Genomic DNA, 17,037 nt, shown 5'->3' with positions numbered 1-17,037 from the left:
AAGTAAATATAAAATAGCTATATAACGATGTAGTAATATACGTGAATTAATAACTAATATAGTGACAATTTAGATATTATGATTTGGATGGTATGTAGGAACGATATCCTGTAACACATTGATTACATCCATATCAGTTCTACATGTTTCAAAGCGCTCGATTTCACGGCCTAACCATTCTTGGTTAACATCTTCTAACGCAGCTTCAAAGATTTTCTTATGCGTAGTTGTATTCGTGCCTTCTTCAGCAGTTAATAACTCTTCGTATAATTTTTCCCCTGGGCGCAAACCTGTAAATTCAATACGAATATCCTTATTTGGTTCAAAACCAGAAAGACGAATCATATTTTTAGCTAAATCTACAATCTTAACTGGTTCGCCCATATCTAAGAGGAACACTTCGCCGCCCTTACCCATGGCACCAGCTTGTAGCACTAGTTGGCTTGCTTCTGGAATAGTCATGAAATAACGAGTCATTTCTGGATCTGTAACAGTTACAGGACCGCCTGCTTCAATTTGTTTACGGAATAAGGGAATAACAGAACCACGGCTACCAAGTACATTACCAAAACGGACCGTAATAAACTTGGTATCATATTTATGATTCATACCTAGTACAACCTTTTCTGCCACCCGTTTAGTGGCCCCCATAACGCTAGTAGGGTTAACAGCTTTATCCGTAGAAATCATAACAAATCGCTCAACCCCATGAGCACCAGCCACATCTGCTACATTTCGGGTACCGTAAATGTTATTAAGCACAGCTGCTATAGGTTGAATTTCCATAAGTGGTACATGTTTATGAGCTGCAGCATGGAATACTACCTCAGGATTATAAGCTTTAAAGATTTGCTCTAATTGATTCTTATCTCGAATATCTGCAATGATAGGTACCAAAGTACCTTCTGGTGCAACACTACGCAATTCTTGGTGAATAATATAAATACTGTTTTCACCATGGCCAAGTAATAATAATTTCTTAGGTTTTACACGTAGTACTTGGCGACAAATTTCAGAGCCGATAGAGCCACCAGCGCCTGTAACAAGAACTACTTTATCCTTAAGATATGGTTCCACCTTAGAAGTATCGAGGTGAATTTCATCACGTTCTAATAGGTCTTCAATGGAAACAGGATGTAGATGAGATACAAGGACTTCGTCATCAAGTAACTGGTACACCCCTGGCAAGGTATTAATCTTACATTTAAGAGGAGAACAAATTTCCATAATCTCGCGGATAACATCGCGCTTAACCGACGGCATGGCAATGATGATTTCTTCAATCTTATATTTGGCTGCCAACATAGGAATATCTTCACGATTACCTAAAATTCTAAAGCCATTCATAAGGCGGTTATGTTTGAACATATCATCATCTACAAAGCCAATGATTCGACGAGAGCGCTTATGATATCGCTCTATTTCACGAGCAATAGTTGCCCCTGCATCGCCAGCACCAATGATCAACGTATTCACTTGACCACTTTCACCATCATCCCCACTGCTATAATGAAGCGCCACATAATGTAGCAACATGCGTCCCATACCTACTGCACCAGTTGTAAGGAACCAGGTAATAAAATAGATTGATCTTGGTAATGATTTACCAAATACAAACATAGAGGAGTAAAAGATTGCTGTACCTACTGTCGTAGCGACAGATACTGCCAATACCTCTCGCATCCCTGCATAACGCCAAATACGCGTGTACAAATGCATAAGCAAGAACATCAACATATAGGAAACTAGTAGTAGCGGTAAAGCATCTACCATTTGGTTAATATATTGAGGTTCTATATAGCCATCAAATCGAATAAATAAACTGACAAATGCAACAATAACAATAGTTGCAATGTCGGCAATAAACAATATGGCTGGTAATAAATATGAACGCAAAAGAACGCCCCCTTATATGACAGATAATTCTTATCCTTAATCCTTACCTATGCGTGATACCATATAAGCGCCAGTTAAGATTGGAGCAATATCACGAGCAAAGTTAATACGGCTGTTTTTAGTTAAGTAAAGAACATCGCCCTCTCTCATAATATAATTTTCAGTCATATCCCCAGTTTGTAAGATACGATTTAGATTAATTGGGATTGGTTTTTCTGGATTATCTTGATGAATTAAATAAATTTTCTTCTTCGCTGTATCCCAGTTGAAGCTACCTGCCGCGCCAATCGCATCAATAACTGTGCTAGACTTCGTTAGCGTATAAGCACCTGGTCGATTAATTTCACCAAATACATATACTCGTACACCACCAAGTTTTGTAACATTTACAGTAATATCTGGATTAATAATGTATCGAGATAACCCTTGCTGTAATGCAGCAGTAAACTCATCAACAGTTAAACCGTCTGCTTTTACGGCACCTACCATAGGGAAAGATACATAACCATCTGGACGAACTGCATACATAATGTCATTACCATTACGAGTTCCAAGATCGGCCTGTTGTACGACTTGAATCGTTAATTCATCCCCTTGGCGTAGGCGATATTCTTTGTCAGAGCTAATTACAGATGCACTAGTTTCCAAAGGTGCATGACCTTCCAACTGTACAGTTTTAGTATTATAGCCCTCTTCAGTAGTTACACTTACTGGTGCTGCCATAGTGGTTGTCGTTGCACATAAAAATGCAGCCATCATCACATACTGTTTTTTATTCATACTTTACCTCTTTGTTTTACATTCAACATGTTCAATACATCACATGATTATTAGTATTGTTAATACTAAAATATCGGTTAAGCTATTTTATCATTTTTTTAAATGTACTTCTATAAACCCAAGGTATTCTGAGTGAACTTCATCAAACCTTCAATAACAAATGCAGTAAACATAGTATTTTCACGGTATTTTCATGAGTTATTTTTTACTCATTTCATAGATAATTCACTCCGTTTTTTCTTAAAATTTAGTAAAATAATTAAATATATGTAAAGTCATTTCACTATTGGCTCACATTTTCACCGCTCACTCATCACTTTTATTGATAAACAAAAAAATAAGGTGTATATACTAAAAAAATTAGTATATACACCTTATTTAAAATTTTAGATAAATATGGTCATTATTTACTCAACTCGACCACCTAAGTAAGCTTCCATAACACGTGGATTATGACGCACTTCATCAGCTGGACCAGACAAGACCATTTTACCTGTTTCTAATACATAAGCGTAATCAGCAATTTTTAATGCTTGACGAACATTTTGTTCTACTAAGAGAACTGTTGTACCTTCAGCACTGATTTCTTTGATAGTTTCAAAAATTTCATTAACTACCAATGGAGCAAGGCCCATAGATGGTTCGTCTAACAATAACAATTTTGGACGAGCCATAAGTGCACGACCAATGGCAAGCATTTGTTGTTGGCCACCAGATAACGTACCACCTAATTGGTAGCTACGCTCGTCAAGAATTGGGAATCGTTTAAATACCTTTTTGATATCCTCTTCGATTTCCTTATCTTTACGAATATAAGCGCCCATTTCTAAGTTTTCATAAACGCTCATATCTTGTAAAATTTGACGCCCTTCAGGCACTAAGGAAATACCAGCATGTACAATCTGATGGGTTTGACGACCAGTAATATCCTGACCTTCAAAGATCACTCGACCAGAAGTTGGTTTTACAAGGCCCATAATTGTTTTCATTGTTGTAGTTTTACCGGCACCATTGGCACCAATAAGAGATACAACAGAACCTTGTGGCACTTCTAAACTCACATCTTTTAAGGCTGTAATATGTCCATAACCAGCCACAATATTTTCTAGTTTTAACATATTACACCTCCTCTTTACCTAAGTATGCTTCAATTACAGCCTCGTTATTTTGAATTTCTTGAGGTGTACCTTCAGCAATTTTCTTACCAAAATTAAGAACTACCATACGATCACAGATATTCATCATTAATTCCATGGCATGTTCAATAACTACAACAGTAATACCTAAGTCACGAATCTTACCAATTAGTTGGCGAAGAACTTCAGTTTCACTATCATTCATACCCGCTGCAGGTTCATCGAGCAAGATCAATTGTGGATGTGTTGCTAAAGCACGAGCAATTTCAAGGCGACGTTGCTTACCATATGGCAGTGATGTAGCAACTTCTTCAGCATCTTCTTCTAGGCCTACAAGCTTTAAGAACTCGTAAGCAATGCCACGACAACGCTCTTCTTCGATGCGTTGACGTTTTGTTTTCAAGAAGCTAGACAAGAAACCAGACCCAGTACGACAATGCATACCAGTTAATACAGTTTCAAGAGCTGTCATATTACCAAAAAGACGAATATTTTGGAACGTACGAGCAATCCCCATTTCAACAGTTCTATGTGGCTTAATACCTACTACAGACATGCCGTCAAAAACGATTTCACCAGAGCTTGCTGGAAATACACCAGTAATCAAGTTAAAAAGTGTAGTCTTGCCGGCACCATTTGGACCGATAACACCAAATACTTCACCTTGTTTAACACCGAAGGATACACCAGTGAGAGCTGCAACGCCACCAAAGCTTTTACTTACTTCATTTAATTCTAATAGCATTCAGTTCCCTCCTATCCTTGTTTTTCTTCTTGTTGTTTGCGTTTGTACGCTTCAAAGCGTTCTGTTAATACTTGTGATTCTGGAATATAAGGAGCTTTTTTAAAGCCTAACTTACGGCTAATTTTGTCCATCATAGATTCTGTTAAAATACCATCTGGACGAACAGCCATCAAGATAACAAGTAAAGCACCATAAATGATATCTCGATAATCGGACAAGAAACGCAATACTTCTGGCAATAATGTAAGAATAAAGGAGCCGAGTACAGAACCCCATACCACATTGGAGCCACCAAATACTGGGAATAACAAGATTTGTACTACTTTATGGTAGCTGAAATCTGTAGGATTGATAAAGTTTGTAATGTGAGCATACAAACCGCCACCGATGCCAGCAATAAATGCACCAATAATAAAGGCCATCATTTTGTAGTATACAACGTTAATCCCCATTAGTTCTGCCGCATGATCATCCGCTTTGATTGCCGCAAAAGCTCGACCAACACGACTATTATTAATGCGTACACAGAAAGCAATAATCAAAACTAAAATAGCCAACAAAATAATGATAGCTATCAAATTCCCCCATGTCACAGCATCAAGGCCCATTAGGCCATCCATATCAAATTCATAGGCATAGTTTGTCAATTCTTGAGGAATAGAAGGGATACCAGATAAACCTAAAGCACCATTTGTAACATCTAAATTCAAGAAAATAACGCGTACTACTTCACCAAAACCAAGGGTTGAAATAGCTAGATACAAGCCTTTAAGTCTTGTTGTTGGTAAGCCAATGATAACTGCTACAAGACTTGCAACTAAGCCACCTACTAGAATGCCAACAACGATAGGCAATTCAGCTTTCAAAGAAAGCATAGCGCCTACATAAGCACCTACACTCATAAAGCCTGCTGCCCCAAGAGAGAGCTGACCACTGGCAAGTGTAAAGTAAATAGAAATACCCATGATGGCATTGATGATGAAGAACATCACGATCTGTAGATAATACGGGTTTAATAAATCCATCATGGTCTCCCCCCTTTATCTTTAGAACCAAACAAGCCTTGTGGGCGCCAGAACAATAATAGGATAATGAGACCAAAGGCTACGGCATCACGGAATGTAGAAGCACCATAGGCAACAGAGAATACCTCTGCTACACCAAGAATGAAGCCCCCAACCATAGCACCTGTAATATTGCCAAGACCACCTAAAATAAGTACGGCAAGACCTTTAAAGCCGATGATAACGCCCATAGTAGGTTCAATAGCATTGAAAGATAAGCCTACTAATACACCTGCAGCTGCACCTAGTGCAGAGGCAATCATTACTGTAACAGAAATAATCATCGTAGGGTTAATACCTAGAAGTGCAGCCGTTTCAGTACTCATTGATACGGCGCGAATAGCCTTACCAATTTTAGTTTTCTTAATAACTATATTTAAAATGAGCATTAAAACGATAGAAACACCTAAGCCAATGATTTGTACCATGGAAATTTTAAAAGCTCCAAAGTCGATAAGACCACCAATATAATCTGGTGGGAAAGATCTTGTTTGAGGACCCCAAAGCAATAATGCCAAGCTTTCAATAAAGATGGAAACACCAATGGTACTAATAAGTGGTGCCAAGTGAGACACCTTTTTCTTGCGTAGTGGACGAAGGGCCACAAATTCTAGAAGATAACCAAGGATAGCACCTACTGCCATAGCTACGATAAGGGCTACAAAAATGTTAACGTTAAAAATTGTTACCATAAAAAGACCAACGAAGGCACCTATCATGAAGATGCCTCCGTGAGCCATGTTGATAATATTCAAAACACCGAACACAAGTGTTAAGCCAATAGCGAGTACAGCATATAAGCTACCGAGGGTTAACCCGTTAACTAATTGTTGTAAAAACACTATACTACCTCAACTTATTTTGTTAATGCGTCAAATTGACCGTTTTTAATTTGTAATACTTGAACTTCCATGGAAGGATCGCGTTTTTCGTTGAACTTGAATTGACCAGTTACACCAACGAAGTCAGCAATGTTTTTCAATGCTTCACGGAATTTTTCGCGATCAGTTGTGGAGCCTGCTTTTTTCAACGCTGCTTCATAAAGATATACGGCATCGTATGCTTGTGCAGCGAATTGGTCAGGTTCTTTACCATATTTAGCTACATAAGCTTTACGGAAGTCTTTAACCTTTTGGTCTTCTTTATTAGGGAACCAAGGTGTACCAACGATAACGCCGTTAGCCGCATCGCCAGCAATTTTAATGAATTGTGGGCTGTTGAAGCCATTGGATCCAACTACAGGTTGATTCATACCCATTTCACGCATTTTTTTCATGATAAGGGCACCTTCTTGGTAAAGGGATGCAACGATAATTACATCTGGTTTAGCTTGTTGAATCTTAGTCAATTGAGCAGAGAAGTCAGTATCTTTATCTGCAAATGTTTCAGTATCAACGATTTGTACGCCTACAGATTCCAATGCTTTACGAGCTGTATTGTTTACAGATACCATTTGGTCATTGTTGTTAGAATACATAATAGCTGCTGTTTTAAAGCCCAATGTTTTATGAGCTTCTTTAATAGCTGTGTCTACAGCCAAGGATTCTGGTACAGCATTACGGAAGATATAATCCCCAATATCTGTAATACCTTCAGCAGTTGTAGATGTACCAAGCGCTACTACTTTGCTTTTATTTGCTACAGGACCAGCTGCCATCATTTCACCAGATAGCATAGGACCGATAACTGCTACAACTTTATCTTTTGCAATTACTTTGTTCATCGCATTGATAGCTTCGTTTTTATCACCTTTAGTATCTTCTACTAACAAATTAATTTTTACAGCGTTTGCATCAGCGTTGATTTCGCTTACAGCCAATTCTGCACCAGCTTTAATGGATTCACCATATGCTGCGGCACCACCAGTTGTTGTTGTCAATAATGCAATTTTAGCTTCATTGCTATTTGCATTTCCTGCATCTTTATTGCTACCACAACCAGCAGCAACTGCCATTACACCAGCAAGACCAAAAATGGCTGCTTTTTTCAACATGGATTTATTCATGTTACACCCTTCCTTAAAAACATAAAACTTTAAATCTATTCCTATATTATGAGAATCTAAAATACTTTGTCAATTAAAAGATAATGATTTTAATTCCCCAATAATATATACATTAAATAAGCTATTCAGATAATCTTTCCCACTTCTCATACAATGAATCTAACTCACTTTGAGTTTCCTCAATTTGCATAGAGATTTTGGACATTTCATCTAAATCTTGTTGCACTACAGGATTTGCTAATTGCACCTCGTACATCTTCATTGTTGCCTCAAGGCGAGCGATTTCAGATTCCACCTCTGCTAATTGTTTTTCCACCATATAGGCATTCGGTTTCTTCTGATTTTCCTCTGTAGATTCTGATGCTGAAAGTGCTGGCTCATCAGCTGAACCAGATTTGCTCTCAACCTTATCAGCGTCTAAGTTCTGCTCATTAGCTATCGCTAATAAGTCTTCTTGCTCCTTTAGCTTTTCCTTGTAGTATGAATAATTACCGAGATACTCAGTGATTTTTCCATCATCTAGTACTACTGTTTTTGTAGAAACTTGATCCAAGAAATATCTATCGTGAGAAATAATGAAACAAGTTCCTTCAAATTGTTGTAGTGCTTCTTCCACAATTTCTCGCGTAGGAATATCTAAATGGTTTGTCGGTTCGTCTAAAATAAGGAAATTATCACCTTGAAGGAATAATTTCAGCAATGCCAAACGCGCTCTTTCACCACCGGATAAATCACCGACCAGTTTAAACACATCATCCCCTTTAAAGAGAAATGCACCAAGTACATTACGAGCCTTATCTTCACTGTAGTTAAAGTGATTCATAATCTCTTCTACTACCTGCCAAGAATCATGTAACTCTTCGTGCTCTTGTGAGAAGTAACCCACTTGTACGCGATTGCCAATATCTACATGACCAGATTCAGGGAATAGTTCGCCTACAATAGTTTTTACTAGAGTCGATTTACCTGCTCCATTAGGACCGATAAGAGCTACAGACTCACCGCGACGAACAACGAGAGATATATCATCAATAATGCGACTTTCACCATACCCAACAGATAAGTGATCTAAGACTAGCACCTTATCAGCACTCATAGCCGCTGGAGGAAATGAAAATTGTAAATGATGTGAAGTAACAGGCGCCTCAAGACGTTCTAATCGGTTGAGCTGGGACTGACGACCACGAGCCATTTTAGACTTGATACCTGCCCGGTATTTATCTATATAAGCCTCGGTTTTCTTGATATACTCTTGTTGTTTCTCATAAGCCACCATATCTGCCTTCAAACGTTCATCACGTTGTTGGATATAGCGACTATAGTTACCACGATACGTTGTAGCCTTATGATTATCTAGCTCCACAACGCCAGTGACGATGCGGTCTAAGAAATAACGGTCATGACTGACGATAAGAATACCACCGGGATAGGCGGATAGGTATCCCTCAAGCCACTCGAGCATATCCATATCTAAATGGTTTGTCGGTTCGTCCAAGAACAGAAAATCTGGACGGCGAACTAAAGCCTTTGCTAAGTTAATACGCGTTTTTTGACCACCAGAAAAAGCATTAGCTGGTTTGTCTAGGTCTTCATCAGTAAAACCTAAACCATAAACAATACGCTTTGTCTTTTGCTCATAGTCATACCCACCAAGCCATTCTAGACGATTTTGTAAATAATCTAGGCGTTGTAAATCAGCTTCACTAGCCTCTTCCGTTTCTAAGCGACTCGTAAGTTCTTTAAGTTGATCTTCCAATGCATGTACATCAGCCCAGGCCTTTTCAATCTCAGTAGCTAAACTATCGTCACCAAGATTTACATCTTGTTGCAAGTAGCCAATACTTGCAACAGGAGACTTAACTATATTGCCTTCATCAAGCTCCTCATAGCCTAATATGCATTTTAATAAGGTAGATTTACCGGCTCCATTGGGCCCTACCAAGGCGAGTCGATCGCCCTCTTTTATCTCAAAAGAAACATTGGAAAATACTTGGCGCACCCCAAATGATTTTCCAAGGCCTATCATTCGAATGCGTTCCATTCACAACCTCCTAATCATTTACCCTTTATTATACCACAGTTGCCCGGACCAACATCAACATCTCTACAGAATCTTTTGATTTTCTGCTATGACGAAATAATTTGCCCAATAACGGAATATCTCCTAATATGGGTACCTTTTGTATTTGCTGCTGGTCTCGATTATCCATGAGTCCACCTATGATAAGCACTTCCCCTTGTTGTAGACGCACTCTAGTATGAGCCTGCCTTGTACTAATTTTATAAGCTTTCATTTCCGAAACCATAATCGGTGTACTTACCTCGGCATGTATATTTGCGTCTACACCGCCATCTGCAGTAATAATAGGAGTATAGTTTAACTTAATCCCCACCTCTTCATAGCGGGTAAATCGCTTGCGCTCTCCATTCACCTCTGCCTCTTCTATAACAGGGATACGTTCACCTATTAATATGTGTGCAGTCTCTCCATTGAGGGCCATAATAGATGGTTTAGCTATTAGAACAGCTTTTCCAGAACTTTCCATAAGACTTAGTTCTGGTTTCACAAAAAACTTATAAGCTTCTCCACTTGGTGTTTTACCAAAGGTAACAGCCCCATACGAATTAGTCTTATCTTCACCATGACCAGTCAAACTGAGCCAAGACCAACGAAAACCTTGTTCTTTTGCATAGGATTGCTCCATAGCAATAATCGTAGCTTCTAATTGTACTTGTTTAGGCTCCTTATCGATAGCACGGACTAAAGTTTCTATCCGCCTTTTTTCTCCGCTCGTTAAATGCATAATAACCTCATTTTGTTCTGAAAGTACGGCCATTTTATCATTCTTTACTACAGTGCCCATTACAGCTTTCAAAGATTCTGCTGGTAAGTGTTCTGGGGACAGTACATAGAGTTCTCTGTTCTCCAGTGTTGCCTCATCAGATTCAATAAGTAATGTATTATGTTGCTTTGATACAGAAAAATGATATATCCGCCCTAGTTCTTTAATAACCTCTTCTGGAGACTCCCCTTTTACGGTTGCCGTAATATTTCCCTTTAATGACTCTACACCGATAACTGATATACCATAACTTCGACAAATGCCTAATACAGTCTCTTTTAATGATCCATTCCGTACAGATATTGTAATTGGTTCTTTATCTTTATTACTCTCAACGCTATTGGTTACACTATTGGTTATATTATTGGTTATATTATTTCTTATATTATTTGTTACCTTTTCTTCTGTAGTATTTCCTAATACAACTAATGGTCCTCCTAATAATAAATATGTCAGTATAGCTATTAGTATAACTATTTTTATGATCACTCGATTTTTAGCCATCGTGATGAACCTCCTTCGACGATTTCTACGCTATTTTCAGTAATAGCAGATACTGATATCCCTTGCCAACTACTTCCAATTGTAACCATCTGCTCCTCTGAGCCTCTTCGTAAAATAGCAACCTTTTGATTTCCTTCAATAATTCCTACAAGTTCAATCCGTTGTTCTAGAGCCAACGCGTTAGAATTAATACCTGTTCTGGAGTGAACACTTTCATTACCATAGTTATTGGTATCATCATGGGTCATATTGCTATTCCAATCTTTATTCTTTCTATCCGTCTTTATAGTTTGATTCTTCGTACTTCTATGTTTCCGTGAAGTTCTTTTATTACTTATTTTCTTGCTATCACTAAGTGATGTTTCATCATCGCTAATAGTATCTAAATCATTATCCATATCTTTCGTCTTATCACTTTGGCTTAATAAATCGGTACTAGAAATATCTTTAAAGACCTCTCGCCAAGGATGAGGCCGTTCTACACTACTCACATCATATAGTAAGCGTCCTTTAACAATAGAGTCATCTACCTGCCTTTGATTATCAATAGTCCCCTCTGATTGAGCTGAAATAATATTGATATGTTCCTCTTCGTGAGGGTAAAAAATGCCAACTACTATCATTGCTAAAGCCAGTATAAAGAATATAAAAATCGCAATTCGATAGTGTCGTACAAGAAAACATTGTCTACCAATCCAGCCTTTGATCTGTTCTATATAGTCTTGTAAGTTCATAATTCACCTCCTTCGAACTATTTCTAGGAGCCCCTTCTAAATCCCTACAAAAAAATGACTCTACCAGTCACCTAGGTGACTAATAGAGTCATTCATTATATTGACAAATCAAAAAGATTTGCTCTTATTTTATTTACTGTTAAAGCCATCTGGATGAGATGTATGCCATTTCCAAGCATCTTTGATAACATCAGCTACATTGCTGAATTTAGGATCCCAACCAAGTAAGTTTTTGATTTTTTCAGAAGAAGCAATCAAAGTACCTGGATCACCAGCACGACGTTCACCATATTGAACAGGAATATCGATGCCTGTAACCTCTTTTGCAGTTTCGATGATTTCTTTTACGGAGAAGCCATTACCACTACCAAGATTAAATACTTGGGATTCTCCACCTTTACGTAAATAATCCATAGCTAATACATGAGCAGCTGCTAAATCATTAACATGAATATAGTCGCGCACACATGTACCATCAGCTGTATCGTAATCAGTACCAAATACAGTTATATGTTCTCTTTTACCACGAGCTGCATCGAGCACGAGTGGAATCAAATGAGTCTCTGGATGATGGTCTTCCCCAATCGTACCAGATGGATCGGCACCTGCCGCATTAAAGTAGCGCAATGCTACGTATGTAGAACCATAAATAGAACTGTAATCAGATAGCATTTCTTCAATCATCAATTTAGTGCGACCATATACATTCGTTGGTTGCAATTGAGCATCCTCTCGAATTGGTACCACCTCAGGCTCACCATATACTGCAGCCGTACTAGAGAATACGAAATGCTTCACACCTGCTGCACGAGCAGATTCAATAAGGTGATAAGAACCAACCACATTATTTTCATAATAAATAGCTGGATTTACCATGGATTCCCCAACTTGAGAGTGGGCTGCAAAATGCATAACACCAATGATATTATTATCTTTCATAATATCGACTAACTTAGGATCTGCAATATCCATATTGTAGAATGTAACCCCTTCAGGAATAGATTCTACATGTCCGCGAGATAAATTATCTACAATGATTGGTGTATAACCTGCTTGTTGTAAGGCACGTACAGTATGACTCCCAATATAGCCAGCACCACCTGTTACTAAAATATTCATAGTTCCCCCTTATGAATTATGTGTATCCTTTGCACGAGCTAATTTAGGCCCGATGAGACGTTTATAGACCTCAACACCTGGTTGGTCAAAGGCATCAACACCAGCAAAAATAGACTCGAAATAAACCGCCCAACAATGCATAAACATAATTTCCCCTAAATGGAATGCATTAAGCGTTGGAACAGTTATAGTCATGTTAAAGCGATTGTCACTAGATAAGGCCTCTCTATTGGCATCTAAGGCAATATTTAAAATATCACAAATCCCTACATCAGATAGAGAGTGTAAACGTTCATATTCACTATATGTATCTGGCACAATGAGATTATGTTTCCAGTCTTTAACCTTAATAAATTGAACGACTTTATTAAGGCGCCCCTCTTGATGTTCCTGCACTTGAGCGTGCATATCCATAGTGCCTACTGCAGCTACTGGAGTACGACCATATGGCAAACATGTATTACTCATCTTACCAAGCGATTCAGATAAAAGCTGCACATACCAGTCGGATAAAGAGTGAAGCGCGTCACTATATGGCATAAATACTTCAATAATACGACCATACCGTTCAGATGCAATATATTTTAATAAAGCACTTAATAAAGCAGGATTTTTGAAAATATCCTCTTCTTGGCAGGCTACGTCCATAGACGCTGCACCAGCTAAGAAGCCTTCAATATCAAAACCCACAAGTGCAGCCGTTACAAAGCCTACCTCTGTAAATACAGAGAAACGGCCACCAACGCCATATGGAATACTATATGTCTTCCAATTATTTTCTAGCGCCATAGCCCTTAAAATTGTAGGATGTTCATCATCAGATACATCTGTAACAGCTACTACTTCATAGTTAATGTTGCGATCTTGTAAAGCCTTCTCCAAAATCATGAAGTTAGCCATTGGTTCGATTGTAGAACCAGACTTGGAGGTAATAACGAGCATCACCTTATAGTCAGGACCTTTTTTCTGAGCTTGATATTCTAAGGTACGAATAAGACCTGCTAAATAGTCGCCATCCACATTAAACCCAGCAAAGTACATCCGTGGATATCCATTGCGTTCTTCTGTACTTAAATTATTCCAAAATGCACCACATTGAACATCAAAAATAACCTTGCTCCCTAAGTAGGAGCCGCCAATGCCTACAGACACAACTGTATCAATATTGTGACGCGCATAGTCACGCAACTCGTAAAGACGTTTCAACATATCTGGTGTATTGATACCGTCTTCCGAAATGTATGGAAGCTGATAAAACAATACAGGTTCAGGTAAACCATCTTTAGAAACATGGCCTTCTTCGAAGCCTGTAGAGCGTAAAATATTTGTATGACGCCACACATTCTGTATAGCTCGTTCAAAATTATTTACATCTCGCTCTTGTATGCAACTTTCATTATATATGTTAGCGTAATCTAACTCGAACCCCGATTGTAATCGCAACATCAAATATCTCCTTCACTGACATTTTATGTACAATATTTTACCCATTATATCATAAAAGAATGAATAAAATATTAGTTTATGCAATCAGTTTACCCACAAACCATAACCGAAGCCTACTGCATAGACAGACCACAGCAACGCAATAGGAATAGCCAGCTTAAATTTAACCTTTAATGTCTTATGGCGCCACAGAACCATGCCTAATAAAGCACCTACACCACCAAAGGCAAATGCTAAAAATAATAAAGTAAACTCTGAAATTCGTCCATATCCCTTGATGGCACATAATTTATCATATCCATACATACTAAATACGATGAGATTCCAGACACCTACAGTTACCCAAAATTGTGTATCACTCATATCCCCAAACCTTGTATCCCTTACTTATGATGAGCTTTAAAATATTCTAATGTTTTTTGTAAGCCGTCCTCTAGTGTAGTTGTGGCAACAAAGCCAAAATCGCGTTCTGCCTTGGTATTACTCAAACGAGAATGCTTGATATCCCCTACCCGCTCAGCCTCATAGTGCACCATAAAGTCAGCACCACTAATAGCACGGAATCGCGTAATCAACTCATTAACAGATGTTCCCTTATTGGTAGATACATTATAAATACCTGTACATTGACTATTCCCCATAGCCTTAATATTAGCATCTACCACATCATCTACATAAATGAAGTCTCTAGTTTGCTCGCCATCACCGTATACGGTTAAAGGCTGACCTTCAACGATTAAACGGTTAAAGACACTGATAACGCCACCTTCACCACCATCACCTTGACGTGGTCCATATACATTGGCATATCTAAAGCACACTGTATTTAATCCAAAGGCTTCACGATAAATACGCAAATAACCTTCTGCAGTAAGCTTTGTTAGTCCGTAAAAGGAAGATGGCATGCCACTTAATTCCTCAGTTAACGGCAATACTGCTAAATCCCCATAAACAGCGGCGGACGAAGGCATTAAGAATTGTTCAACTTTCACCTGCCGACATGCATCTAAAACATTAATAAGACCCAATAGATTCACATCACAGTCATAACTAGGGTTCTCCATAGAGGATTGAACCATAGTTTGCGCTGCCTCGTGAAATACGATAGAGGGCTTAAACTCTTCAAAAATAGATACTAGTTTAGGATCTCGTACATCCATCTCAATAAATTGAGCTGCTTCATGTACAAAAGAACGCATACCAGTAGATAAATTATCTATAACAAGCACATTGTGCCCTAATTCAATTAATCGATCCACAAGATGAGAGCCAATAAATCCGGCCCCACCTGTAACACATATATTCATAGTACCCTCCCTTCTTATATTTCTAAATACCTGCACCTTGTTTAGCTAGTGCATCGGCCATTTCATTATATGTATCGCCCGTATGAGCAGCTACCTTGTGAAAGTGTACGCACACACGGTCTTTTATGGAGTCATAAAATGCTGCGTACTGTTGAGTAAGCGCATTATTCCGTTTCCAACCCTTCGTAGCCCACATTTCAATGCCCATATAGTCATAATAAAGTGAACATTCAGGAACGCCGCGATCAACAGCATATTTCATAACATACATAGCAGCTAATAACTCACCAGCTACATTCCAAAATGATGTATATCGTTCATCAGTAGATGGAAATGAAAAGGTCTCCCTATTCCCATTCAAGAAGATAACACCACCTGCTCCAACGGTATTTGCCCCTTTATTATAACTACCGTCAATATAAGCAACCACATGGTTTGGCTTAGTAAAATCTGGATTCACAACACTTGCTGTTACTTTACTTTGAGTCCTAGAGCTAAAACTTACCGGTCTAGAGCTTATCGATTTAGGCTTCACGTCTTGAGAAGATTTAGGTTCGCTCTTATTAGCACTCATAAAATCGCTTAAGGATAAGCCTGAGTCCTCCACAAAAGCAAGAGCTTCTGCTTCCGTAGGGAAAGACTTGTAGATAGCACCACCAAAGCCCTTTACCTGCTTCTCACAGTCAGCCCAAGTCATATAGACACCTGGCACACGACCATTGCGAACTGCATAAAACTTTTTAGCCATACACACCTCTTAATGATCCATTGTAAGTTCAATAAATTCAGCATTTACAACAGATGCTAAATCTTTTGGATTTACTTTCATTTGCATACCACGTAGGCCTGCACTAACATATACAAACTCTAGAGGTTCCATAGTAGCATCAAAGTACGTAGGAAATGCTTTTTTCATACCCACAGGAGAACAGCCACCACGCAAATAACCTGTAATTCCCAACAAATCCTTAACCGGAACAAGCTCTACCGACTTATTATGACTAACTCGGGCAGCTTGTTTCATATCTAGTTCAGCGGCCACTGGAATACAGAATACAACGTAACCTGTTTTATCACCTTTACCCACTAGAGTTTTAAAAACTTCCTTTTCCTCGAGGCCTAGTGCCTCTACTACATGAAGTCCTGCGGCATGATCCTCAGACCATTCATACTCACTAATGCTATAAGGTACCTTATGGGTATCTAAGATACGCAATGCGTTAGTCTTTTTATGTTTTTCTTTACTCACTATATCCCACCTTATATATTAGCGTAACAAATAAATCTAATCAATATATAATATTTTTCTATATATTATATATGGCCATAAATTTATATCTAACTCAACATTCTTATTTATTCTTAAATTGCAATATGAAATTGAACACTCTGTAAATCCATAACTTTATTAACTTCTTCAATGAAGACTTCTTGAGGCGTTTTGTAATTCAACAGCTT

The 17,037-nt window shown here is 38.4% G+C and carries 16 protein-coding genes; all 16 read right to left on the bottom strand.

The features are described from left to right. Nucleotides 1–69: 69 nt before the first annotated feature. Complete coding sequence (locus tag KH364_RS00080) at nucleotides 70–1,896, bottom strand: nucleoside-diphosphate sugar epimerase/dehydratase (RefSeq protein ID WP_273297820.1); 1,827 nt, start codon at nucleotides 1,894–1,896, stop codon at nucleotides 70–72. A gap of 36 nt (nucleotides 1,897–1,932) precedes the next feature. Next, on the bottom strand, nucleotides 1,933–2,676 hold the full coding sequence (locus KH364_RS00075) for a polysaccharide biosynthesis/export family protein (protein WP_273297819.1): 744 nt from the start codon (nucleotides 2,674–2,676) through the stop codon (nucleotides 1,933–1,935). Between the two features lie 407 nt (nucleotides 2,677–3,083). Next, on the bottom strand, nucleotides 3,084–3,794 hold the full coding sequence (locus KH364_RS00070; RefSeq protein WP_273297818.1) for an ABC transporter ATP-binding protein: 711 nt from the start codon (nucleotides 3,792–3,794) through the stop codon (nucleotides 3,084–3,086). A gap of 1 nt (nucleotide 3,795) precedes the next feature. Beyond that, on the bottom strand, nucleotides 3,796–4,557 hold the full coding sequence (locus KH364_RS00065; RefSeq protein WP_054747712.1) for an ABC transporter ATP-binding protein: 762 nt from the start codon (nucleotides 4,555–4,557) through the stop codon (nucleotides 3,796–3,798). Nucleotides 4,558–4,568: 11 nt separating this feature from the next. Continuing rightward, nucleotides 4,569–5,582, bottom strand: coding sequence for a branched-chain amino acid ABC transporter permease (locus KH364_RS00060; protein WP_273298056.1), 1,014 nt, complete (start codon nucleotides 5,580–5,582; stop codon nucleotides 4,569–4,571). Then, nucleotides 5,582–6,463 carry a branched-chain amino acid ABC transporter permease gene (locus tag KH364_RS00055; protein ID WP_009350906.1) on the bottom strand — a complete coding sequence of 294 codons (882 nt, stop codon included), beginning with the start codon at nucleotides 6,461–6,463 and terminating at the stop codon, nucleotides 5,582–5,584. The genes KH364_RS00060 and KH364_RS00055 overlap by 1 nt, the downstream gene beginning before the upstream one ends. Nucleotides 6,464–6,477: 14 nt before the next feature. Further along, nucleotides 6,478–7,626, bottom strand: coding sequence for an ABC transporter substrate-binding protein (locus KH364_RS00050; protein WP_105081371.1), 1,149 nt, complete (start codon nucleotides 7,624–7,626; stop codon nucleotides 6,478–6,480). Nucleotides 7,627–7,747: 121 nt separating this feature from the next. Next, complete coding sequence (locus tag KH364_RS00045; protein ID WP_273297816.1) at nucleotides 7,748–9,667, bottom strand: ABC-F family ATP-binding cassette domain-containing protein; 1,920 nt, start codon at nucleotides 9,665–9,667, stop codon at nucleotides 7,748–7,750. A gap of 28 nt (nucleotides 9,668–9,695) precedes the next feature. Continuing rightward, entirely contained in the window at nucleotides 9,696–10,973 is a 1,278-nt protein-coding gene (locus KH364_RS00040) for a secretion protein (RefSeq protein WP_273297815.1), read from the bottom strand. After that, nucleotides 10,955–11,707 carry a hypothetical protein gene (locus tag KH364_RS00035; protein ID WP_273297814.1) on the bottom strand — a complete coding sequence of 251 codons (753 nt, stop codon included), beginning with the start codon at nucleotides 11,705–11,707 and terminating at the stop codon, nucleotides 10,955–10,957. Before KH364_RS00035 ends, KH364_RS00040 begins: the two co-directional genes overlap by 19 nt. A 129-nt stretch (nucleotides 11,708–11,836) precedes the next feature. After that, nucleotides 11,837–12,826 (bottom strand): UDP-glucose 4-epimerase GalE, encoded by a 990-nt coding sequence (gene galE / locus KH364_RS00030; RefSeq protein WP_273297813.1) that lies wholly within the window; start codon nucleotides 12,824–12,826, stop codon nucleotides 11,837–11,839. Between the two features lie 9 nt (nucleotides 12,827–12,835). Then, entirely contained in the window at nucleotides 12,836–14,272 is a 1,437-nt protein-coding gene (locus KH364_RS00025; RefSeq protein WP_273297812.1) for a glucose-6-phosphate isomerase, read from the bottom strand. A gap of 84 nt (nucleotides 14,273–14,356) precedes the next feature. Further along, nucleotides 14,357–14,635 (bottom strand): DUF1294 domain-containing protein, encoded by a 279-nt coding sequence (locus KH364_RS00020; protein ID WP_273297811.1) that lies wholly within the window; start codon nucleotides 14,633–14,635, stop codon nucleotides 14,357–14,359. A 20-nt stretch (nucleotides 14,636–14,655) separates the two neighbouring features. Next, nucleotides 14,656–15,579 carry an NAD-dependent epimerase/dehydratase family protein gene (locus KH364_RS00015; protein ID WP_273297810.1) on the bottom strand — a complete coding sequence of 308 codons (924 nt, stop codon included), beginning with the start codon at nucleotides 15,577–15,579 and terminating at the stop codon, nucleotides 14,656–14,658. 22 nt (nucleotides 15,580–15,601) lie between these two features. Next, nucleotides 15,602–16,327, bottom strand: coding sequence for a ribonuclease H family protein (locus tag KH364_RS00010; RefSeq protein WP_273297809.1), 726 nt, complete (start codon nucleotides 16,325–16,327; stop codon nucleotides 15,602–15,604). A gap of 9 nt (nucleotides 16,328–16,336) precedes the next feature. After that, nucleotides 16,337–16,828 carry a Cys-tRNA(Pro) deacylase gene (gene ybaK / locus KH364_RS00005; protein ID WP_273297808.1) on the bottom strand — a complete coding sequence of 164 codons (492 nt, stop codon included), beginning with the start codon at nucleotides 16,826–16,828 and terminating at the stop codon, nucleotides 16,337–16,339. Nucleotides 16,829–17,037 lie beyond the last annotated feature (209 nt).

The organism is Veillonella sp. oral taxon 158, assembly GCF_018376515.1.
GTDB classification, from domain to species: domain Bacteria; phylum Bacillota; class Negativicutes; order Veillonellales; family Veillonellaceae; genus Veillonella; species Veillonella rogosae.
Note: the sequence above shows the minus strand (reverse complement) of the source record. Positions and strands in the feature narration are given on the sequence as shown.